Genomic DNA, 21,814 nt, shown 5'->3' with positions numbered 1-21,814 from the left:
CGCGGAGTGAGAGGCGGCCGACGGATATAGCATCGAATGGTCAGATGTGGAGTCCCCGTCTCCACAGCCGACCGCTCGGCAAGGAGCGCCACTGATGTTCGAGAGGTTCACCGACCGCGCGAGGCGCGTTGTCGTCCTGGCCCAGGAAGAGGCCAGGATGCTCAACCACAACTACATCGGCACCGAGCACATCCTTCTCGGCCTCATCCACGAGGGCGAGGGTGTGGCGGCGAAGGCGCTCGAGAGTCTCGGCATCTCGCTCGAGGCCGTGCGTCAACAGGTCGAGGAGATCATCGGCCAGGGCCAGCAGGCGCCCAGCGGGCACATCCCGTTCACGCCGCGGGCCAAGAAGGTGCTGGAGCTGAGCCTGCGCGAGGCGCTGCAGCTCGGCCACAACTACATCGGCACCGAGCACATCCTGCTCGGCCTCATCCGTGAGGGCGAGGGCGTCGCCGCCCAGGTGCTGGTGAAGCTCGGCGCCGACCTCAACCGCGTCCGCCAGCAGGTCATCCAGCTGCTGTCCGGCTACCAGGGCGGCAAGGAGGCGGCCACCGCCGGTGCCGGCCCGCAGGGCGAAGCGCCGTCCAGCTCGCTCGTTCTCGACCAGTTCGGCCGCAACCTGACCCAGGCCGCCCGCGAGGGCAAGCTCGACCCGGTCATCGGCCGCGAGAAGGAGATCGAGCGGGTCATGCAGGTGCTGTCCCGCCGTACCAAGAACAACCCCGTGCTCATCGGCGAGCCCGGCGTCGGCAAGACCGCCGTCGTCGAGGGGCTGTCGCAGGCCATCGTCAAGGGCGAGGTACCCGAGACGCTGAAGGACCGGCACGTCTACACGCTCGACCTCGGCGCCCTGGTGGCGGGCTCCCGCTACCGCGGCGATTTCGAGGAGCGGCTGAAGAAGGTCCTGAAGGAGATCCGCACCCGCGGCGACATCATCCTGTTCATCGATGAGATCCACACTCTCGTCGGTGCGGGTGCCGCCGAGGGCGCCATCGATGCCGCGTCGATCCTGAAGCCGATGCTGGCCCGGGGCGAGCTGCAGACCATCGGTGCCACCACGCTCGACGAGTACCGCAAGTACGTCGAGAAGGACGCCGCTCTCGAGCGCCGGTTCCAGCCGATCCAGGTGCAGGAGCCCACGCTGGCCCACACCATCGAGATCCTCAAGGGTCTGCGCGACCGCTACGAGGCGCACCACCGGGTGTCCATCACCGACGGCGCGCTGGTGGCGGCGGCGCAGCTGGCCGACCGCTACATCTCCGACCGGTACCTGCCCGACAAGGCGATCGACCTCATCGACGAGGCCGGTGCCCGGCTGCGCATCCGTCGCATGACGGCGCCGCCGGACCTGCGCGAGTTCGACGAGCGCATCGCCGAGGTCCGGCGCGAGAAGGAGTCCGCGATCGACTCGCAGGACTTCGAGAAGGCCGCGTCGCTGCGCGACAAGGAGAAGCAGCTCATCGCGCAGAAGATCGAGCGCGAGAAGCAGTGGAAGGCCGGCGACCTCGACGTCGTCGCCGAGGTCGACGACGAGCTGATCGCGGAGGTGCTGGCGTTCTCCACCGGCATCCCGGTCTTCAAGCTCACCGAGGAAGAGACCTCGCGCCTGCTCCACATGGAGGACGAGCTGCACAAGCGGATCATCGGCCAGGAGGACGCCATCTCGGGTCTTTCCAAGTCGATCCGCCGTACACGCGCCGGCCTGAAGGACCCCAAGCGTCCCGGTGGCTCGTTCATCTTCGCCGGCCCGTCCGGTGTCGGTAAGACCGAGCTGTCCAAGACGCTGGCCGAGTTCCTGTTCGGCGACGAGTCCGCGCTCATCCAGCTGGACATGAGCGAGTTCTCCGAGAAGCACACCGTCTCGCGGCTGTTCGGCTCCCCGCCTGGCTACGTCGGGTACGAAGAGGGCGGCCAGCTGACCGAGAAGGTGCGCCGGCGTCCGTTCTCCGTCGTGCTCTTCGACGAGGTCGAGAAGGCCCACCCCGACATCTTCAACTCGCTGTTGCAGGTGCTCGAGGACGGCCGGCTCACCGACGCGCAGGGCCGGGTCGTGGACTTCAAGAACACCGTGATCATCATGACCACGAACCTGGGGACCCGCGACATCGCCAAGGGAGTCAACCTCGGCTTCTCGGCCGCGGACGACACCACGGGCAGCTACGACCGGATGAAGGCGAAGGTCACCGAGGAGCTCAAGCAGCACTTCCGGCCCGAGTTCCTCAACCGTGTCGACGACATCGTCGTGTTCCACCAGCTGACCCAGGAAGAGGTGCTGCGCATCGTCGACCTGCGGATCTCCGAGCTGGACGAGCGGCTGCGCGACAAGGACATGGGCCTGGAGCCGACTCAGGCGGCCAAGGAACTGCTGGCCAAGCACGGGTTCGACCCCGTCATGGGTGCCCGGCCGCTGCGCCGGACCATCCAGCGCGAGATCGAGGACACCCTGTCCGAGAAGATCCTGTTCGGCGAGCTCAAGGCCGGCGAGCTCGTCGTGGTCGACGTCGAGGGCGAGGGCGCCGAGGCGAAGTTCACGTTCGTCGGCAGCCCGAAGTCCGAGCTGGCCGAGGTGGCCACGCCGGTCGGCGCGGGTGCCGCCAGCGGGACGGCCGCGGCGACCAAGCGCGACAAGACGTCGTAACGACGTCCCACGCGAGACGGCCCCGGAGCATCCGTGCTCCGGGGCCGTTCCGCATGCAATGGGTGCCCAGGCTCAGCCGAGCTCGATGTCGCACTCGTCCTGGGCGTGCTGCTCGATGTTCTCCATCGCCGTCGTCGCCGCCTCGGGGTCCTGCTCAGCAGCGGCCTCGGGGTCGCTCATGGCCTCCAGCGCCGACTGGAAGGTCTCCCAGTCGCCCTTGAGATCGTCGGGTGCGGCGTCGACGACCTCCTGAAGCTGGTTGTTGAACTCCTCCATCGCCTCGGGGTCGGTGGGGTCGGCGTCGGCGAACGAGGTGTCCTCCTGGGCGCTGTTGAGCAGGTCGCAGTACTCGGAGTCGCCTCCGCCGCTACACGCGGTGAGGCCGAGGACGAGCGCGGCCGCCGCGCCGAGCAGCGAGGCGGTCCGGGTGGAACGGGTCATCTCGAGGAACTCCTATGTGGGGGGTGTCGTGTCGTTATCGCTCAAACCCCGGCGACATTACCCGATCTGTCCTACCGGCCGGGGGCGAACCGGCAACGTCCTGGAGTGGTGCCTGTGGAGGGCCGTGCATACCGGCGACGACTGGGGGCCGGAGGCCTCCACGAGTCGTCGGTCGGGGTGACCCGAGCGTGACGGGAGCGGCAGTCTGCGGATTGGCGCATGCACGGTCCGACACGTCAGAGTGGACCTGTGAGCGACCGTGAGATCGAGTGCTGGCTGACCGACATGGACGGCGTCCTCGTGCACGAGGACCGCGCGATCCCCGGGGCTGCGGACTTCCTGCGCCGCCTCGTCGACCGTGAGCGCCGTTTCCTGGTGCTCACCAACAACTCCATCTACACCCGGCGCGACCTCGCCGCCCGGCTGGCGCGCACCGGGCTGGAGCTGCCCGAGGAGTCCATCTGGACCTCGGCGCTGGCGACGGCGCAGTTCCTCGACGACCAGCGCCCGGGCGGCACGGCGTACGTCATCGGCGAGGCCGGGCTGACCACGGCGCTGCACGAAATCGGCTACGTGCTGACCGACACCAAGCCCGACTACGTGGTGCTGGGCGAGACCCGCACCTATTCCTTCGAGGCGATCACCAAGGCGATCCGGCTGATCGGCGAGGGCGCGCGGTTCATCGCGACCAACCCGGACGCCACCGGACCCTCGCAGGAGGGCCCGCTACCGGCCACCGGAGCCGTCGCCGCCATGATCACCCGGGCCACCGGCCGCGACCCGTATTACGTCGGCAAGCCGAACCCGATGATGTTCCGCAGCGCGATGAACGCCATCGAGGCGCACTCGGAGATGACGGCCATGGTGGGCGACCGCATGGACACCGACGTCGTCGCGGGCATGGAGGCCGGGCTGCGCACCTACCTGGTGCTCACCGGCTCCACGTCCCGCGCCGACATCGGCCGGTTCCCGTTCCAGCCGAACCACGTGGTCAACTCGGTGGCCGACCTCATCGATCTGATCTGACCCAGCCGTCCGCCACGAACCGCTCGGGCTCACGCTCGCCGTCGAACACTGGCGCGCCGCGGGTGCGCACCTTGACGCCGTCGACGTAGACACCGCGGCCCTGGTAGAGCGCGTCGGTGACGTAGCGCCAGCGCAGGATCGTGTCGCCATCGCCGGGCAGCCCGGCGCGCGCCGTCCACCATTGCCGGCCGCGGTAGCCGCTGACGACGCCGTCGGCCGCGTCCACTCGATCGCCGCCGGCGCGGGCCGTGAACGGCACCGGCGTCCAGGTGGCGCCGCCGTCAGTGGACCGCTCCAGCGTGAGCCGGTCGGTCGACTCGGTGTCGACGAACAGGTCGAACAGCAGCGTCGAGCTGCCGGACAGCTCGACCGGCAGGCTGAGCGTCGATGCCGTCGCGTCACCCTCATGGGCCTGCCAGGCGTCGTCGCCGGAGCGCGGGTCGACGGCCAGCGCGTGAGCGAGCTGGTGCGCGACCGCGCGCCGGGCCGGGTTGATGGTGCCCCAGTTGCGCGACGGGTGGACCCGGTTGGTCAGCAGGATGACGAACGAACGCGACAGCGGATCGATGACCATGCTCGTTCCGGTGAAGCCGGTGTGCCCGGCCGTCGACGGCGATGACAGCGCGTCCATGTACCAGCGCTGGTTCAGCTCGAAGCCGAGGCCGTGCGCGTTGCCGGGGAAGCCGGTGTTCTCGTCGGTGAGCATCGCCTCGACGGTGTCCGGCTGCAGGATCCGCTCGCCGCCGTAAGCGCCCCCGTTGAGGATCGCCTGCGCCAGCCGAGCGAGGTCCTGCGCCGTGCCGAATACGCCGGCGTGGCCGGCGACGCCGTTCAGCGACCAGGCGTTCTCGTCGTGCACCTCGCCACGGACCATGCCGCGCGGCGGCGCCGCCTGGAACTCCGTCGCCGCGATCCGGTCCAGCTCGGACGCGGGCGGGTTGTAGCCGGTGTCCGTCATGCCGAGCGGCTCGGTGATGCCCTCGCGGACCAGCACGTCCAGCGGCTGGCCGCTGACCTCCTCCGCGACCAACCCGGCCGTGATCATGTTGAGGTCGGAGTAGAGGTACGCGGTGCCGGGCGGCTTGGTGGGCATCGCGGCCAGAACGGCGTCGATGCGAGCCTCGGGCGTCGGCCAGTCGCGCCACAGCGGCAGCCACGACACCAGGCCACTGGTGTGGGTGAGCAGCTGGCGGACCGTGATGCCTTGTAGGCCGGTGGGCGCGTAGTCCTCCAGGTAGCCAACGGCCGGCGCGTCGAGGTCGATCCGGCCTGCCTCGACCTGTTGCAGCACCACGATCGTGGTGAACAGCTTGGACACCGAGGCGAGGTCGTAGATGGTGTCGGTGGCGGCCGGGATCCACTCGTCGCGGGACAGCTCGGCGCCGGTGCCGTCGGCGAACCGCAGCGCCCAGCCGGCGGCGTCCTCTGCGACCACCGCGCCGTCGTGGGCGGCGAGCACCGTCATGCCGGAGTACAGCGGATGAGTCGCGCCGGCCGGCGTCTCGGTGTAGGACGCGGCGGCGTCCACCAGCGCCTCGATCCGGTCCGGGTCGAGCCCGGCGTCGTCGGGGCCGGCCGCGCGCAGCGTCGTCTGCGGCGACATGAAGCCGTCGTTCGGGCGGTCGAACCGGCCTTCGTCGCCCTGTGCGCCGGCCGGGACGCCGGCTGCGAGCAGGGCGGCGGCGAGTGTGGTCACGAGGACGATTCTGCGCGCCGTCATCGCCGGCCCCGGTAGATCAGGTAGGGCTGCCGCCGCTGGTCGAACTCGGCCAGCTCCTCCTGCCACGACGCCACGATCTCGTCAGCCGAGGCGCCCGCATCGACCATCACCCGCAGCCGCTCCGACCCGTGCAGCTTGTGGATGAAGCCGTCGCTGGTGCCGCCGCCCCGCCAGGAGAACTGGTTCGGATAGGTCTGCTTCATCGTCACGAGCATGGTCACGCCCGTACGGATCGGGTCGAATTCGTGCGGGTCGGTGACGTGCAGCTGCACGCCGCCGCAGACCTTGGTGACGTGCTTGCTGAACGTCGGGACGAAGTAGGCCTCGCGGAAGTCGACACCCGGCAGCCCGGCGGAGTTGAGCGCGTCGGCCCAATGCCAGGTGCCGTACGGCGCGCCGATCAGCTCGAACGGCCGTGTCGTCCCCCGCCCTTCGGAGGCGGCCGTGCCCTCGAACAGGCAGGTTCCGACGTACACCTGGGCGGTGTCCGGCGTCGGCATGTTGGGGCTGGGCAGCACCCATGGCAGCCCGGTGTCGGCGTAGCGCATCTCCGGCCGCCACCGGCGCATCGTCACGATCTCGAGGTCGTCGACGACGGCGCCGGCGTCCTGCAGCAGGAACTCGGCGTTGAAGAACCGGGCGAGCTCGCCGACGGTCATGCCGTGCTGCTGGACGATGTAACGCTGCCCGACGCCGGACTCGAAGCCGGGGAACAGCATCGGGCCGTACGCCGTGCCGCCGACCGGGTTCGGCCGGTCGAGCACGACGAACTTCAGCCCCATGCGGGCGGCCGCGCGCATGGCCGACCACATGGTCCAGATGTAGGTGTAGAACCTCGCACCCACGTCCTGGATGTCGAAGATCACCACCTCGACGTCCGCTTCGGCGAACATCCGCATGAAGCCGGCCTCCTGTGCGCCGTAGGCGTCGTAGACGATGACGCCGGTGCGCGGGTCCTGGGTGGTCTCCTCGGCCTCGCCGGCCTGGGCGGAACCGCGGAAGCCGTGCTCGGGGCCGAAGACGCCGGAGATGTCGATGTTCGCCGCGACCATGCTGTCGACGATGTGCGAGGCGTCGGCCAGGATGCCGGTCGGGTTGGAGATGACCCCGACCCGGTATCCGGCGAGCGCCGTCCAGCCGTCGTCGGCCCAGCGCTGGGCGCCGGTGAGCACGGCCCGCGCCGGGGTGACCTCGTCGCCGTCGTCGCCTCCCTCACCGCCCAGGCCGATGGCGGGGACGGCAGCGGCGGCGCCGGCCGAAGCGATGAACGTACGGCGGTCCATGGGGGCTCCTCGGGGTGTCAGGCGGTTGGTCCGGTCACCAGGTGAGGCCGTGGCCGATCGGGTAGAGCACGTCGCCGTCGGCGGCCGGGACGACCACCGGCAGCCGCCCGGCGGGGGAGAGCTCGCCGGTGATCACCTTCGCGACGCTGCGCATCGACACCGTCGTCGAGGAGTAGGCGGCCAGGAACCCGGCGGTCTCGGGCAGGTACGCGACGTCGTAGGCGTTGCGGACGGCGACCGCGACGACCGGGTGCCCGGTGGCCGCCAGCTCGGTGACCAGCCGGCGCTGCCGGCCATCGGGATCCGTCGCCACGGTGTCCCAGGCGTTCGACGTGACGACGACGGTGAGATCGTGCGCCGGAGCGGCCTGGACGGCGGCGGCGATGGCGGCGTCGCTGGGTCGCGTGCCCACCGCCTGGACGGCCGCCGTGCCGCCGCGCTCGCGCAGCGCCGCGGCGAGCTCGTTGCCCGCGGCGGTGTTCGTCGTGACGACGTTCACGCTGCTGGTGGGCGCGACCGGGAGGATGGCGGCGCCGTCCCCGCCGGTGTTGCGCAGCGCCGTGACGGTCGGGTCGGTGATCCGCTGGGCCGCGATCTGGTGGGCACGGGCGCCGACCGTGCGGTCGACCCGGGTGACGTCGACCTGCTCGTCGTCGGTGAGTCCGCGCCTCCACTTGAGCTCCAGGATCCGCTCGACGCTCTCGTCCAGCCGCTGCTCGCTGATCTCGCCGTCGCGGACCGCCTGGAGCACCGCCTGGTACATGACGTCCATGTCGCCGTCCTTCGGCACCAGCAGCTGGTCGACGCCGGCCTGCAGCGCGAGCACCGGGACCCGGGCCGGGCCGAAGCCCTGCCGGACGCCCTCCATGTTCAGAGCGTCGGTGATCACCACGCCGTCGTAGCCGAGCTTGCCGCGCAGCAGGTCGGTGATGATCGGCTCGGACAGCGTCGCGGGGACGCCCGTGTCGTCCAGGCTGTCCACGACGATGTGCGCGGTCATGATGACGTCGATGCCGGCGTCGATGGCCGCCTGGAACGGCGGGGCGTCGATCGCCTCCCACTCCGCGAAGCTGTGGTCGATCTCCGGCACGCCGTAATGGCTGTCGGTGGTCGTGTCGCCGTGTCCGGGGAAGTGCTTCGCCGCGGCCGCGACGCCCTCGCCGTGCTGGTAGCCGGCCACCTGGGCGGCGACGTACTCGGCGGCGATCGCCGGGTCGGAGCTGAAGCTGCGCACGCCGATCACCGGGTTCGCGGCGTTCACGTTGACGTCGGCCACCGGCGCGAAGTTCTGGTTGATGCCGACGGCGCGCAGCTCGCGAGCGGTGATCCGGGCCGCCTCGCGGGCGGCGTTGGTGCTGCCGGCGGCCGCCAGCGCCTGGGCGCCCGGGAACTGCGTCGCCGGGGCCGGCATGCGGGCGACGATCCCGGTCTCCTGGTCGGCGGCGACGATCAGCGGCGGCCCGCCGTCCTCCGTCGCCGTCCGCTGGAGGTCGTTGGAAAGCTCGGCGATCTGCTCCGGGTTGTTCACGTTGCCGGCCCACGCGAAGTAGATGACGCCGCCGAGCTGGTACTTCTCGACGACCTGGGCCGGGGTGTCGACGCCGTAGGCGGCCTGGTTGCTGGCCCGCTGCGCGGCGGTGACGGTGTGCGCGTCGGCTCCGTACACCTGGACGACGAACAGCTGGCCGACCTTCTCCTCCAGCGTCATGCCGGCGAGTCGGGCGGCGACCCACTCGGCGCCTTCGTCGACGGGTGCGGTGGTCATGGTGCCGGCCGCTGGGCCGGCGAGCATGGGCGATGCGAGAAGCAGCGCGGCGCCGGTGGCGGCGGCGCGGAACAGGCTGCGACGGTGGATCCGGGGCATGCGGGGCCTCCCCAGGGATGGGCGGTTGCCGTTTTCAGCGAACCGGCTTGTGGCGGAACGTAGCGAAATGATTACCGGCGGTCAAGAGTGGTCACGCCGAGCGGAGGCAGTCACTCCGCCGGGCGGGAGGCGGGGAGGCGGAACAGGTCGCCGTCCAGGGGCTCGATGAGGCCGTCGGCGACCAGCGCGTCCAGTGCCCGTTCGCGCTGCACCGGCTCGGCCCACGTGGCGTCCAGCAGCCGCTTCGGCACCGGGCTTGCCGACTCGCGGAGTACCGCCATCAGCCGGCCGCGCACCTGGCGGTCGGTGCCGTGCCACGCCTGGCCGCGCCGCGGCGGGCCGTCGTCGGGTGGGGAGCCGGCCAGCCGCCATGCGCACTTGGCCGCGATCGGGCACGACGAGCAGCGCGGCGACCGGGCGGTGCAGACCAGTGCGCCCAGCTCCATCACCGCGACGGCCCAGCGCGGCGCCGTGTCGGTGTCGGGCAGCAGGTCGTGCGCCAGCCGCCGTTCCGCGGCCGTCGGCGCCGTCGGCGGGTACTGGGTCCCGGCGACGGCGCGGGCGAGGACCCGGCGGACGTTGGTGTCGAGGACGGCGTGCCGGGCGCCGAACGCGAACGACGCGACGGCGGCGGCCGTGTAGTCGCCGATGCCGGGCAGCGCGATCAGCTCGTCGTACGTGGCCGGGACCACGCCACCGTGCCTCGAGACGATCGCCTCCGCGGCCGCGTGCAGCCGCAGCGCCCGCCGCGGGTAGCCGAGCCGGCCCCACGCCCGGATCGCCTCGCCCGGCTCCTCGGCGGCGAGGTCGGCGGGCTGCGGCCACCGTCGCATCCACTCGTGCCACACCGGCTGGACCCGGACGACCGGCGTCTGCTGCAACATGATCTCGCTCACCAGCACACCCCACGGCGTGCGGTCCGGCGCGCGCCACGGGAGCTCGCGCGCGTGCGCGGAGTACCAGGACAGGACGGCGGCGTGCATCAGGCCCGAGTCTAAGGGCGGCCGCAGGTGGTCACAAAGGGTCGAAAAAGGACGCCGGGAAAACATTCTCCAACGACGTTTGGTCATGGTCGTTGACTCGTGCTCAGTCTCGTAGTTAGCGTCTTTTCCGCGTGATCATTTCGGCACGCACGGATAATCCGGACTTTGACCTCATCGAGACCGGAAAAGGGTAGTGGAGAAGGAGCAAGTATGACTCTGGAAGCGACTGACCGGCGGCGTGTGCGCCGTGGTGCGGTCAAGGTGGTCGTGGGTGTGGCCGGCGCTGCGCTGGCGTGCTCGGCCGCCGGGCTGCAGGCACAGGCCGCCGAGTCCGGCCGGGCCGCAGGGCCGGACCAGCGCTCCGGCGAGTTCAGGATCGCGGCGGACGGCTACTACGCCACCGCGCAGGTGAAGACCGGCGCCCAGGCGCCGATTCCGGTGCAGGTGCCGGAGCTCGACGCGCACGTCACCGTCGGGCAGATCGAATCCGAGGCGAACTCGGCCGGCGTCGAGGGCGAGGACGAGAACGTCTTCTCCCGCGCGTTCGGCACCATCGCCAGCGTCGGCGGCGCGGGCGCCGAGTTCGACGTGCCGTACCTGGTCGAGCAGGTCGCGCTGCCGGAGGAGGCGGAGGCGGCGACCTACGGCCTGCACGGCCTCGAGGTGCCCATTCTCGGCAACCTGGACGCGATCTCCGGTGAGGCCAAGGCCAACTGGAACGACGACCTCGTGACCGAGGGCGGCGCGGGCGGCGTGCTGACGTCGCTGTACTCCGGCGTCGGCGAGGTCGACCTGATCGACGTCGCGGACCTGGGCGCCGTCGCCGAGCTGCTGCCGATCGAGCTGCCGGTCGGCGGCCCAGTGGTCACGGTCGGCGCGGGCCAGCTGCTCCAGGAGACCGGCACCTTCCCGAAGGAGGACGGTTCGCTGGGTGCGTACGCCGAGGTCAGCGGCCGGTTCGCGGACCTGAGCATCCTGGGAGGGGCGGCCAACGGCGGCATCTCGCTCGGCTTCGCGGGATCCGACGACGGCGAGACCCCGAACGCGTGGGGCCGGATCGAGGCGACCGGCGAGCCGGGTGGCGCGACGTTCGACTACGAGCTGCCGGCGCTGGAGCTGCACGTCGGTGACGACGACGTCATTCACGTCGAGCCGGGCTTCGACGAGACCTTCGACCTGGGCGGCCTGTCGGTGAACCTGAACTTCGCCGACTACCGCGACGAGGACACCGTCCTCGCCGAGGACGGTACCACCGCGTCCGCCTCGGGCGGCGGCCTGTCGGTGCGCGTCACGGTGAGCGTCCCGGTCCCGGTCGTCGGCGATGTCGAGGTGGCCAGCGCCGAGGTCGGCCTGCTGAGCTTCCCCGAGCTGAGCGTCGAGGTCCCGCAGGGTGGCATCACCGGCGACGCCGCCGAGGCGGACGCCGCGCGCTCGCTCTGAGAGCCGCTGGGGTCCCTGACCCGGCGATCGAGCGCGGCGGGCCCACCCCCCGCCGTGACAGAGAAATGAGATGAACCTCGTGGGCCCGGCCCCTTCCCGAGAAGGCGGCCGGGCCCACGAGTCGTTTCCGGGGTACATCACCATGCGTCTTACCGCTTCACCAGATGACATGGGTAGAGCGTCAACAGCCCTACTCACGTGCTCATTTCCGGCTCTTCTGCTGTTCCGTAGGTCGACGCCTCAGGTTTGCCGGGTGCCGGTTCGCCGGGTTTCGTGTCGTGCCGTCCCCCTGCTGCCCTGACCACGCAAATGGTTGATGATCATGGTTGTCCACGGCACTCCATCAGGCGTTCTCCCGCTTCACCAGGAATGCATGGGTGGTAATTTCCCGAAGTGGCGGGGCCGGGGGGTCAGACGTAGCGTTCGAGGATGCTGGACTCGGCCAGCCGCGACAGCCCCTCGCGAACGCTGCGGGCGCGGGACTCACCGACGCCCTCGACGGCCTGGAGGTCGTCGACGCTGGCGGCCAGCAGCTTCTGCAGGCCGCCGAAGTGCTCGACCAGGCGGTCGATGACGCTGTCGGGCAGCCGCGGCACCCGGGCCAGCAGCCGGAACCCGCGCGGGCTCACCGCGGCGTCGAGCTGCTCGCCGCCGCCGGGGAAGCCGAGCGCCCGGGCCACCGCGCCGAGGTCGAGCAGGTCGGTGCCCGACAGGGCGTCGAGCGCGCTGATCGCCTCGCCGAGGCTGCGCTTGCGGCGGCCGGACGGCGCCGGCAGGTAGTCGCGTATCACCAGCTCGCGGTCGGAGTCGACGCCGGCGACGAGCTCGTCGAGCTGCAGGCTGAGCAGCCGGCCGTCGGTGCCGAGCTCGACGACGTAGCCGTCGATCTCGACCGAGATGCGCCGCACCATCTCGAGCCGCTGGGCCACCGAGACGACGTCGCGGACGGTGACGAGGTCCTCGATCTCCAGCGCCGACAGCGTGCCGGACACCTCGTCCAGGCGCAGCTTGTAGCGTTCGAGCGTGGCCAGCGCCTGGTTGGCCCGCGACAGGATCTGCCCGGCGTCCTCGAGCACATAGCGGATGTCGTCGACGTAGATGGCGACGATGCGCATGGACTGGCTCACCGAGATGACCGGGAAGCCGGTCTGCTTGGCCACCCGCTCGGCGGTGCGGTGCCGGGTGCCGGACTCCGTCGTCGGGATGGACGGGTCGGGCACCAGCTGGGTGGCCGCCTTGAGGATCTTGGTGCAGTCGCGGTCGACGACGATGGCGCCGTCCATCTTCGCCAGCTCGCGCAGCCGGGTGGCGCTGAACTCGACGTCGAGACTGAACCCGCCGGTGGACATGGCCTCGATGGTCTTGTCGTAGCCGAGCACGACCAGGGCGCCGGTGCGGCCGCGCAGGATCCGCTCCAGGCCTTCGCGCAGCGCTGTGCCGGGCGCCACAGCTGCCAGAGCCAGGCGCAGCTTAGCGTCGGCGCCGGCTCGATCGATGCCTTGCACGTGACCCCTGTCGTGACCCGGACGGCTTCTCGTGATGAACAGTGTACGGTCGCGCGACGCCGGCCCGGCGAGGGACGGCAGACGACACTGGAGAAAACAGTCTAGCCAGGCGCCGACCGCGAGGTCCCAGGTGGCGAGGAGCCCCACATGGGAAAGCGGAGCGTGTGATGTGCCGCTGCGCGGCGACGATGACGTCAATACCACGCAACGATTCAGGTGTGCTGGGGCGAATCCGCGGCCAGCCCGGCATTGGGGCCGGACGCGGCCAGCGCCTGCCCGACATCGGCCACCTCGATGACGCGGATGCCGCCGGGCACCGGGCCGGGCAGAGGTGGTAGCCGACCGCTGGGTCTGACGTCAGTCCCCGATGATTCCGACGGCACCAGCGCCGTCGTGAACCCCATGCGTTCGGCCTCGGCCAGCCGCCGGCTCAGGCCGGAGACCCGGCGGATCTCACCGGCCAGCCCGACCTCTCCGAGCGCGGTAAGCCCGGCCGGCAGCGGCGAGCCGGACGCCGCGCTGGCCACGGCCAGCAGCAGCGCGAGGTCTGTGGACGGCTCGGACAGCTTCGCGCCGCCGACGGTCGACGTGTAGACGTCGCTGTTGCTGAGCCGGACCTGGCCGCGGCGTTCCAGCACCGCCAGCACCATGGCTACCCGCGAGGAGTCGAGCCCGCTGTTCGCCCGCCGCGGCGTGGCCAGCGCCGACGTGGCCACGAGCGCCTGCACCTCGCCGAGCAGCGGGCGCCGGCCCTCGAGCGTCACCGTGATGCAGGTGCCCGGCACCGGGGTGGCGTGCCGGGACAGGAACAGGCCGGTGGGGTCGGCGAGCGAACGGATGCCGGTGTCGGTGAGGTCGAAGCAGCCGACCTCGTCGGCCGGGCCGAACCGGTTCTTCACCGTCCGCACCAGCCGCAGCCGGGAGTGGCGGTCGCCCTCGAAGTGCAGCACGACGTCGACCAGGTGCTCGAGGACTCGCGGTCCGGCGATGCTGCCGTCCTTCGTGACGTGACCGACGAGGATGGTGGCGATGCCGCGATCCTTGGCGACCCGGATGAGCGACGCGGCCACCTCGCGGACCTGCGTGACGCCGCCGGCTGCGCCGTCGACGGCCGGGCTGGACACCGTCTGCACGGAGTCGAGCACCAGCAGCGACGGCCGGACCTCGTCGACGTGGCCGAGGACGGCGGACAGGTCGGTCTCGGCGGCGAGGTAGAGGTGGTCGGCGACTGCGCCGGTGCGCTCGGCCCGCAGCCGCACCTGGGCCGCGGACTCCTCGCCGGTGACGTACAGCGCCCGGCCGGCCTCGTGCGCCCACCGCGCGGTGACGTCGAGCAGGAGGGTCGACTTGCCGACGCCCGGCTCGCCGGCCAGCAGGATGACCGCTCCCTGCACCAGCCCGCCGCCCAACGCGCGGTCGAACTCTCCGACGCCGGTGGGCCGGGACCGCGCCGCCTCGATGGCGACCGAGCCGATCGGCCGGGCCGCCTCGGTGACCGGGCCGGCCGCCGTGACGCCGGCCTTGGCCGCGCCGGCCTGCTCGACCGTGCCCCACGCCTGGCACTCGCCGCACCGGCCGACCCACTTGGCCGTGGACCAGCTGCACTCGGAGCACCGGAACACCGGGGCCGTCGTCTTCGCCTTCGCCATGCCCAGAACCGTAGACGGCCGGACCGACAAAGAAGGCCAGGAGGGGAGGCCGGTGCGAGACGCAGGACCGGGTGACCGCCAGTGGGGATTGCCCGACCCGACGACCCGAATGACTAGAACCGGCGCCAGAACAGGTTGACCGCGTAGTCGACGGAGCTGCCGGCGTGCTCGGCCAGGATCGCGTCGGCCGTCTTCGGGTCGAACTCGATGCGTACGACGGCCTCGAACGACGCGCGGTCGGGCTGCTCCCAGCGCATCGTCAGCGGCTCGCGGTGCCAGCCCTGCCGGGCCCAGAACCGCTCCACCGCCTCGGCGTCGTACGACGGCAGCCCCGCGCGGAACCAGCGGCCGAACGTCGACCGGGTGGCGTCGTTGTCGATGACGAACGCGGTGCCGCCGTGCCGCAGCACCCGGGCCAGTTCGGCCAGCCCCGGCTCGCAGCCGGGACCGAAGAAGTAGGCCCAGCGCGCGTGCACGACGTCGACCGACGCCGGCGGGAGCGGCAGCTGCTGCGCCCGGCCGCGCAGGACGGTGATCCGCGAGCGGACCGCGGCCGGCAGCGCCGCGGCTCGTTGTTGCGCCCGGCGGACCAGCGGAGCATGCGGCTCGACGCCCACGACGCGGCGGGCGGACGCGGCGAACCGGGGGAGGTGGAACCCGGCGCCACAGCCGACGTCGAGCAAATCGAGGCCGGCCCAGTCGTGGATGCGCAGCATGGCCGCCTCGAGGACGCCCTCGGGGTCGACGCCGCGGTTCTCCAATTCGTAGACGTCCGGATAGTGCCAGATGTTCGGGCTCGGGATGACGTCGCGGCGCACGACCACATCATTGCAGACCGATTGCGGAATTCGGGCAGAAGGGGTCTTTGCCGGCGCTAGGAAACAACTCAGAACTTTGTCGTCGTGCGCCTGTCAGCTGGAAGAATGACCTTTTGTAGAGTACCTTGACACATCTGGTCAGGGGGTCGAATGTACTCCCTGGCGGGCACCCCACAAAACAGGTTGCCTGGGAAACACCTTTCGAATGATTTGAGGAGAATTGTGTTGAAGACAGTGCTGCGTGGCGCCGTTGTGGCCGGCGCTGCGCTCGCCGCCTGTTTCGCCTTGAGCGTGCCGGCGGCCACGGCCGAGGAGGGGAAGGGGGTTGAGCTCCCCAACGAGATCACCAGCGTCGAGGAGGCCGACGGCCTGCTGGACACCCTCGGTCTCGGTGACATCGAGGTCGGCAACAGCCTGTGCGCACTGCCCTGGCTGTGGCAGGGCCCGTTCAACATCCTCGTCGGCGGCCAGGAAGCCTATTACGAGGCCTGCAACGGCAATACCGGCATCGCGATCGGTGACGGCATCAACGTCCTGAACAACGGTGCCGACTCGTACGGCGACGGGATCAACGTCCTCAACAACGCCTGCGCGGCGCCCTGGCTCTGGCAGGGCCCGGCCAACGGCGCTGTCGAGGACCAGGCCGCCTACTACGTGGTCTGCAACACCGAAGAGACCACCTACGGCGACGGCATCAACGTGCTCAACGGTGCCTGCGCCCTCCCGTGGCTCTGGCAGGGTCCGGCGAACGTGTTCAACGCCGACCAGGAGGCCACGTACGTCGCCTGCAACAGCGACGGCACGACCTACGGCGACGGCGTCAACGTCGGCAACAACGTGTGCGCGCTGCCCTGGCTGTGGCAGGGCCCGGTCAACGGGTTCAACGACGGTCAGTCCGCGCACTACGCCGCCTGCAACAACGACGGCACGCTGACCGGCGACGGCGCCAACCTGCTCAACAACGCCTGCGCCGCGCCGTGGCTGTGGCAGGGCCCGATCAACACGGTGCTGGGCGAGCAGTCGGCCCACTACACCGCCTGCAGCGGTGCGGACGCGCCGTCGACGGACCTGCTGAGCAGCCTCGTCTCGACCGAGGGTGGCAGCCTCGACATCCTCAACGACGCGTGTGGCGCGCCGTGGCTGTGGCAGGGTCCGCTCAACGCGGTCATCGGAAGCCAGGAGGCCTACTACCAGGCCTGCGACCAGCGCGCCGGGGCCGAGACCGAGGTGGACGGCACGGAGACCGAGGTGGACGGCACGGAGACCGAGGTGGACGGCACCGAGGTCGAGGTGGACGGCACCGAGGTCGAGGTGGACGGCACTGAGGTCGAGGTGGACGGCACCGAGGTCGAGGTGGACGGCACGGAGACCGAGGTGGACGGCACCGAGGTCGACGGCACCGAGGTCGACGGCACCGAGGTCGACGGCACCGAGGTCGACGGCACCGAGGTCGACGGCACCGAGACCGACGGCACCGAGACCGACGGCACCGAGACCGACGGCACCGAGGTCGACGGCACCGAGGTCGACGGCACCGAGACCGACGGGTCGGATGACGGCTCGGAGGACGGCGCCGCCGGCGGTGCCGAGGACGGCTCCGGCAGCGGCGACGGTGAGGAGCTGCCTGACACCGGTGCGTCGAGCCAGCTGCTATTCGTCGGCGCCGGCCTGCTGCTCGCCGGTGCGGCCGCCGCGTTCGCGGTGAGCCGCCGCCAGGTCCAGCAGTAAGCACGCAACTCCCCTGCAGAGGCCGCCGGCCCGGACGTGAGGTCCGGGTCCGGCGGCCTCTCGCTGCCAGGCGGCGTTCCGAACCGGTCGCCCCATCTCACCAAAGTTGATCTTGGAGAAAGCGCGGAATCAATCGGGCATTTCGCCCAGTAACTCCGCACTTTCTCCAAGATCAACCTCGGCTGGATTGCTGGCGCCGTCGCCGTCGCGGAGGACGAATCGGGGTCAGTCCCGCTCGTGCGCCGCCGTCGCCGGATGCACCAGCAGCGGCAGCTGGGCGGCGAGGAACGCCTCGCAGTGCTCGGCCAGCTGCTCGTACGCCTTGTCGCCGATGAGCGCCCGCAGCTCCGGCTCGTTCGACCGGTACACCGGCTCCCGCCCGACGTGCGCCTCCGTCGCCGTCGTGCAGTACCAGCTCATGTCGTGGCCACCGGCGCCCCAGCCGGCGCGGTCGTACTCGCCGATGCTGATCTCGAGGTAGGTCGTCCCGTCCGGCCGCTCGGCCTCGCGGTAGGACCGCCGGATCGGCAGCTGCCAGCACACGTCGGGCTTGGTCTCCAGCGGATGCAGACCGGTGGAGAGCGCGTAGGCGTGCAGCGCGCAGCCGGTGCCGCCGGCGAACCCTGGCCGGTTGAGGAACACGCACGCGCCGTCGACGACGCGGGTCTTGCGCTCGCCTTCGTCGTCCGTCTCGACGACGCCGCCGCGCAGCCCCTCGTCGCGCAGCTGCCAGACGTCCGGGCCCAGCCGGTTCGCGTATCCGCGCACCCGCTTCTCGTCGTCCTCGTCGGAGAAGTGGGCGCCGTGCGTGCAGCAGCCGTCGTCGGGACGGTCGGTGTAGATGCCCGGGCAGCCCTGTCCGAAGATGCACGTCCAGCGAGACGTGAGCCAGGTCAGGTCGCAGCGCAGCACCTGGCCGTCGTCGGCCGGATCGGTGAACTCCACCCAGGCTCGCGCTCCGTGTGTCCGCAACTCCACCCCACGAGTATCGTCTTTTTCGTGCGCATGGGTGTGCTCGACGTCGGTTCCAACACCGTCCATCTGTTGCTCGTCGACGCCCACCTGGGTGCGCGTCCACTGCCGGCGTACAAGCAGAAGACCGATCTCCGGCTGGTCGAGCTGCTCGACGACTCCGGCTCCATCAGCAAGCAGGGCGCCGAGCGACTGCTGAAGAGCTGCCGCGAGGCGGTCCAGGCGGCCGAGGACAAGGGCGCCACGTCCATGCTCGCGTTCGCCACGTCGGCGCTGCGCGAGGCCGTCAACGGCACCGCCGTCCTCGACCGCGTGCGCGACGAGGCCGGCGTCGACCTGCAGATCCTCTCCGGCGAGGACGAGGCGCGGCTGACCTTCCTGGCGGTGCGGCGCTGGTACGGCTGGTCGGCGGGGCGGCTGCTCAGCTTCGACATCGGCGGCGGCTCGCTGGAGCTGGCCGCCGGCGGCGACGAGGACCCTGACATCGCGGTGTCGCTGCCGCTGGGCGCCGCCCGGCTGACTCGCGACTGGTTCACCGGCGACCCGCCGGACAAGGACGAGCTGCGGGCGCTGCGACGGCACGTGCGGGCCGAGATCGCGTCGATCATCGGCGACGTCAACCGGTACGGCACCGCCGACCGCGCGGTCGCGTCGAGCAAGACGTTCCGCTCGCTGGCCCGGGTGGCCGGTGCCGCTCCGTCCGGCGACGGCCCTTACGTGCGACGCACTTTGAGCAGGGAAGATGTGCAGGATCTCGTGAAGAAGCTGGCGTCCATGACGGCCGCGGAGCGGGCCAAGCTGCCCGGCGTCTCCGCCGGACGAGCAGGGCAGCTGCTGGCCGGCGCCGTCGTCGCCGACGCCGCCATCGACCTGTTCGAGGTCGACGAGGTCGACATCTGCCCGTGGGCGCTGCGCGAGGGCGTGATCCTGCGCCGGTTGGACCAGATCGAGGGGGCCGGTTTCGGCGAATCGGACGAATCGGGTTAGAGTCATCTGGCCGTTATCACCTCGTGACCTTCCGGAGGACCGCCGCTCGTGCCCAACGCTCGTCACAAGCGGCGCCATCCTGCCCGCCTCCGCCGGCTCGTCCTGCCCGTCGCCGGCGTGGGTGCGGCCGCGGGTGCCGCCGTCGGCGCGACGGCGCTGTCCTGCGCCCCGGCTCCCACGACCGCCATCGCCTCGGTCTCGCCGATCCCGGCCGACGTCGACCAGCTGCGCGAGGACGCCGCGTCGAGCGCGGCCCGCGGCGACAACGGCACGCCGGCCCCGCTGGCCGGCAGCGGCACGCCGTCGACCGCCCCGACGGCCACTTCGTCGCCGTCGGTGACGGCTGCTCCCGCACCCACGGCGGCCGCTCCCGCGGCAACGCCCGCGCCCACGCCGTCGCCGACCGGCTTCCCGCCGGTGCCCGGCTGCGACGCCACCATCCCCGGCGGCGACGTCGCCAACGGCGAGCTCGGCGACGAGCACCTCTGCGGCATCGGCAGCGGCCAGCAGCTGCGCCCGGACGCCGCCGCCTCCTTCGTCGCGCTCGACGCGTTCTACCGGGCCGAGACCGGCGAGGGCCTCATCGAATGCGTCACCGACTCCTACCGCAGCTACGAGGCCCAGGTCGACGTCGCCGAGCGCAAGCCCGGCCTGGCCGCCGTCCCCGGCACCAGCGAGCACGGCTGGGGCCTGGCGGTCGACGTCGGCTGCGGCGCCAACTCCTTCGACGGCGCGCTCTATGACTGGCTCGACGACAACGCCGGTGAGTTCGGCTGGGACAACCCCGACTGGGCTCGCCCCGGCGGCAGCACGCCGGAGCCGTGGCACTGGGAGTTCACCCCTGATTCCTGAGCGAAGCGCCACGTCGCCGGGTGGCCCGGCCGCATACCCTTGGAGCGTGTCCGAACTGCGCCAGAGTGCCTCCGGGGTGCTGCGTGTTCCGGAGGCACCCGTGGGGCTGTCCACCGCCGCCACCTATCCGCAGGGCGCGGCGACGGCGTTCGAGATGGCCGCGTCGCTCGGCTACGACGGCGTCGAGGTGATGGTGTGGACCGATCCGGTCAGCCAGGACATCGACCAGATCGAGCGGCTCGCCGAGCGGTACAGCGTCCCGGTGCTGTCCGTGCACGCGCCGTGCCTGCTGATCACGCAGCGGGTGTGGTCGCCCGATCCGACGGTGCGGCTGACGAAGTCGCTGGAGGCGGCCCGCCGGCTGGGCGCGTCCACCGTCGTCGTGCACCCGCCGTTCCGGTGGCAGCGCGAATACGCCCGCGGGTTCGTCGAGCTGGTGGCCCGGCTGGAGGACGAGTACGGCATCGCCGTCGCGGTCGAGAACATGTACCCGTGGCGGGCGGCGGGCCGTGAGGTGGCCGCCTACGCGCCCGACTGGGATCCCACTGACGAGTCGTACGAGCACATCACGCTGGACCTCTCGCACGCGGCCGTCGCCGGCCAGGACGCGCTGGTGCTGTCCGAGGCGGTCGGCGACCGTCTGGCCCACGTGCACATGACCGACGGCACCGGGTCGGCGCGCGACGAGCACCTGATCCCGGGCCGCGGCAACCAGCCGTGCTCAGCGGTGCTGGAGCGGCTGGCCCGCATCGAATGGTCAGGGTCGGTGATCCTCGAGGTCAGCACCCGGCGTGCGCGCAATACGGCCGAGCGCGAGGCCGACCTCGCCGAGGCGCTGGCCTTCACGCGGCTCAACCTCGCCGCGTCGGTCGACACGGCGTTCGCGGTGGGTCCCGACGGGACGGCCGAAGTGGTTGCCCGCGGCCAGGGCGGCTGAGCGCCGTCGTCAAGCGGCCAGCGCCGCTGACGATGCCGGCGATGTGTGATCGGTATGGCGACCGGGCGCGTTCGCTGTCGTGATGACCACAGCTGCGCCACACGGTGGCGGCAGCAGGTGCAGGTTTCTCCGTGTGCCGGAACCCGCATTCCTCCATGATCATCAAGGGTTGGCCCCGTCATGGCGTGGTGGATCCTTGATGATCACCGGGACGCGTGGTGGCGAGCGCTTTCCGACGGTCGGCGAGGGTCGCCACGAGGATTCTCTGAGCACCCCTACTTGCCCCCGACGCGAGCCGTGCGAGAAGACCGAGCAGCACGGGGGAGATTGCCGCAGGAGAAACTGGCAATCTCCGTCCCGTGCCCTCAGCTCATAGTCAGCCCTGCGGCAGCAGCTGCGTGCCCTCGGGGAGCAGCTCGAGCAGCTCGGTCTCGGTGAGGTCCTCGGGAGCGACACCCTCGGGCAGCAGGCTCTCCAGCTGCTCCTGGACGTCGGCCGGGATCTCCTCGGAGCCGTTGCAGGCCGCGTAGTCGCCGGACTGGCTGCCCAGGAGGACGTTGAACGGGCCCTGCCAGAACCACGGCAGAATGCATGCGTTGTCCGCGATGCTGCTGCCCTCGCCGTCCTCGGCCGCGCCGTTACAAGCCGAGTACGAGCCGTACTGGTCCTCGACCATGAAGTTGACCGGGCCCTGCCAGAACCACGGCAGAATGCAGGCGTTGTTCAGGATGTCGATCTCCGGAAGGGAGTCGGTACCCGGAACCTCCGGAACCTCCGGGACCGCGGTGGCCGTAGCCCCGACGCCCATGGAGGCTGCGAACGCCACACCAGCGACGAGGGCGCCGCGCAGTACGTTCTTCACCAGAATACTCCTTGAATGATCACGCGTTGTGTTGCGGTCGGATGGTGCTTGATGCGCATCAGCACGAAAGCTTCGACGGGTGAGCGGGCTATGTCAAGCGTGTTGTCGG

17 protein-coding genes are annotated in these 21,814 nt (G+C 71.0%); 7 read left to right on the top strand and 10 right to left on the bottom strand.

The genetic code is table 11. The annotated features are described in order from the left end of the window. Positions 1-94 precede the first annotated feature (94 nt). Positions 95-2,638 (top strand): ATP-dependent Clp protease ATP-binding subunit, encoded by a 2,544-nt coding sequence (locus tag E1262_RS12620; protein ID WP_132103486.1) that lies wholly within the window; start codon positions 95-97, stop codon positions 2,636-2,638. 72 nt (positions 2,639-2,710) lie between these two features. Here E1262_RS12620 and E1262_RS12615 read toward each other — a convergent pair whose 3' ends face one another. Then, positions 2,711-3,079, bottom strand: coding sequence for a hypothetical protein (locus E1262_RS12615; protein ID WP_132103485.1), 369 nt, complete (start codon positions 3,077-3,079; stop codon positions 2,711-2,713). 219 nt (positions 3,080-3,298) lie between these two features. On the opposite strand from E1262_RS12615, the gene E1262_RS12610 reads away from it, so the two are divergent. After that, positions 3,299-4,105, top strand: a complete 807-nt coding sequence (locus E1262_RS12610; protein ID WP_132103484.1) for an HAD-IIA family hydrolase — start codon at positions 3,299-3,301, stop codon at positions 4,103-4,105. Here the strand turns inward: E1262_RS12610 and E1262_RS12605 are convergent. From E1262_RS12605 to E1262_RS12590, 4 genes are all read right to left on the bottom strand, one after another. After that, positions 4,089-5,801, bottom strand: a complete 1,713-nt coding sequence (locus tag E1262_RS12605) for a serine hydrolase domain-containing protein (RefSeq protein WP_203453810.1) — start codon at positions 5,799-5,801, stop codon at positions 4,089-4,091. The two genes, E1262_RS12610 and E1262_RS12605, sit on opposite strands and share 17 nt — an antisense overlap. Positions 5,802-5,821: 20 nt before the next feature. Further along, positions 5,822-7,108, bottom strand: coding sequence for an exo-beta-N-acetylmuramidase NamZ family protein (locus E1262_RS12600; RefSeq protein ID WP_132103482.1), 1,287 nt, complete (start codon positions 7,106-7,108; stop codon positions 5,822-5,824). 34 nt (positions 7,109-7,142) lie between these two features. Next, the gene (locus E1262_RS12595) at positions 7,143-8,972 is read right to left on the bottom strand and encodes a glycoside hydrolase family 3 protein (protein WP_132103481.1); all 1,830 of its coding nucleotides are present in this window, start codon (positions 8,970-8,972) and stop codon (positions 7,143-7,145) included. 110 nt (positions 8,973-9,082) lie between these two features. Next, on the bottom strand, positions 9,083-9,955 hold the full coding sequence (locus E1262_RS12590) for an A/G-specific adenine glycosylase (protein WP_203453809.1): 873 nt from the start codon (positions 9,953-9,955) through the stop codon (positions 9,083-9,085). A gap of 210 nt (positions 9,956-10,165) precedes the next feature. Here E1262_RS12590 and E1262_RS12585 point away from each other — a divergent pair, with 210 nt between their 5' ends. Further along, complete coding sequence (locus E1262_RS12585) at positions 10,166-11,395, top strand: hypothetical protein (RefSeq protein WP_132103479.1); 1,230 nt, start codon at positions 10,166-10,168, stop codon at positions 11,393-11,395. 410 nt (positions 11,396-11,805) lie between these two features. On the opposite strand, the gene disA is transcribed toward E1262_RS12585, so the two are convergent. From disA to E1262_RS12570, 3 genes are all read right to left on the bottom strand, one after another. Beyond that, positions 11,806-12,864: a DNA integrity scanning diadenylate cyclase DisA gene (gene disA / locus E1262_RS12580; protein ID WP_132103552.1), complete on the bottom strand. Its 1,059-nt coding sequence runs from the start codon at positions 12,862-12,864 to the stop codon at positions 11,806-11,808. A 248-nt stretch (positions 12,865-13,112) separates the two neighbouring features. Beyond that, the gene (radA, locus tag E1262_RS12575) at positions 13,113-14,549 is read right to left on the bottom strand and encodes a DNA repair protein RadA (protein ID WP_132103478.1); all 1,437 of its coding nucleotides are present in this window, start codon (positions 14,547-14,549) and stop codon (positions 13,113-13,115) included. 113 nt (positions 14,550-14,662) lie between these two features. Next, positions 14,663-15,367 (bottom strand): class I SAM-dependent methyltransferase, encoded by a 705-nt coding sequence (locus tag E1262_RS12570; protein WP_203453807.1) that lies wholly within the window; start codon positions 15,365-15,367, stop codon positions 14,663-14,665. A 222-nt stretch (positions 15,368-15,589) separates the two neighbouring features. On the opposite strand from E1262_RS12570, the gene E1262_RS12565 reads away from it, so the two are divergent. Then, a complete protein-coding gene (locus tag E1262_RS12565; RefSeq protein ID WP_132103477.1) occupies positions 15,590-17,095 on the top strand; it encodes an LPXTG cell wall anchor domain-containing protein in 1,506 nt (501 codons plus the stop codon). 225 nt (positions 17,096-17,320) lie between these two features. On the opposite strand, the gene E1262_RS12560 is transcribed toward E1262_RS12565, so the two are convergent. After that, positions 17,321-18,136 (bottom strand): DUF3109 family protein, encoded by an 816-nt coding sequence (locus tag E1262_RS12560; RefSeq protein WP_420810519.1) that lies wholly within the window; start codon positions 18,134-18,136, stop codon positions 17,321-17,323. Between E1262_RS12560 and E1262_RS12555 the strand changes: the two genes are divergently transcribed. From E1262_RS12555 to E1262_RS12545, 3 genes are all read left to right on the top strand, one after another. Continuing rightward, the gene (locus tag E1262_RS12555; RefSeq protein WP_132103476.1) at positions 18,095-19,054 is read left to right on the top strand and encodes a Ppx/GppA family phosphatase; all 960 of its coding nucleotides are present in this window, start codon (positions 18,095-18,097) and stop codon (positions 19,052-19,054) included. The two genes, E1262_RS12560 and E1262_RS12555, sit on opposite strands and share 42 nt — an antisense overlap. 48 nt (positions 19,055-19,102) lie before the next feature. After that, the gene (locus E1262_RS30885; RefSeq protein WP_203453805.1) at positions 19,103-19,906 is read left to right on the top strand and encodes a M15 family metallopeptidase; all 804 of its coding nucleotides are present in this window, start codon (positions 19,103-19,105) and stop codon (positions 19,904-19,906) included. Between the two features lie 76 nt (positions 19,907-19,982). Further along, positions 19,983-20,843 carry a sugar phosphate isomerase/epimerase family protein gene (locus E1262_RS12545; RefSeq protein ID WP_132103548.1) on the top strand — a complete coding sequence of 287 codons (861 nt, stop codon included), beginning with the start codon at positions 19,983-19,985 and terminating at the stop codon, positions 20,841-20,843. Positions 20,844-21,219: 376 nt separating this feature from the next. On the opposite strand, the gene E1262_RS12540 is transcribed toward E1262_RS12545, so the two are convergent. Beyond that, a complete protein-coding gene (locus E1262_RS12540) occupies positions 21,220-21,705 on the bottom strand; it encodes a hypothetical protein (protein ID WP_132103475.1) in 486 nt (161 codons plus the stop codon). Positions 21,706-21,814 lie beyond the last annotated feature (109 nt).

The sequence above is a fragment of the Jiangella aurantiaca genome (assembly GCF_004349105.1).
GTDB classification, from domain to species: domain Bacteria; phylum Actinomycetota; class Actinomycetes; order Jiangellales; family Jiangellaceae; genus Jiangella; species Jiangella aurantiaca.
The sequence above is the reverse complement of the archived record's forward strand: the minus strand, read 5'-3'. Positions and strand labels throughout refer to the sequence as shown.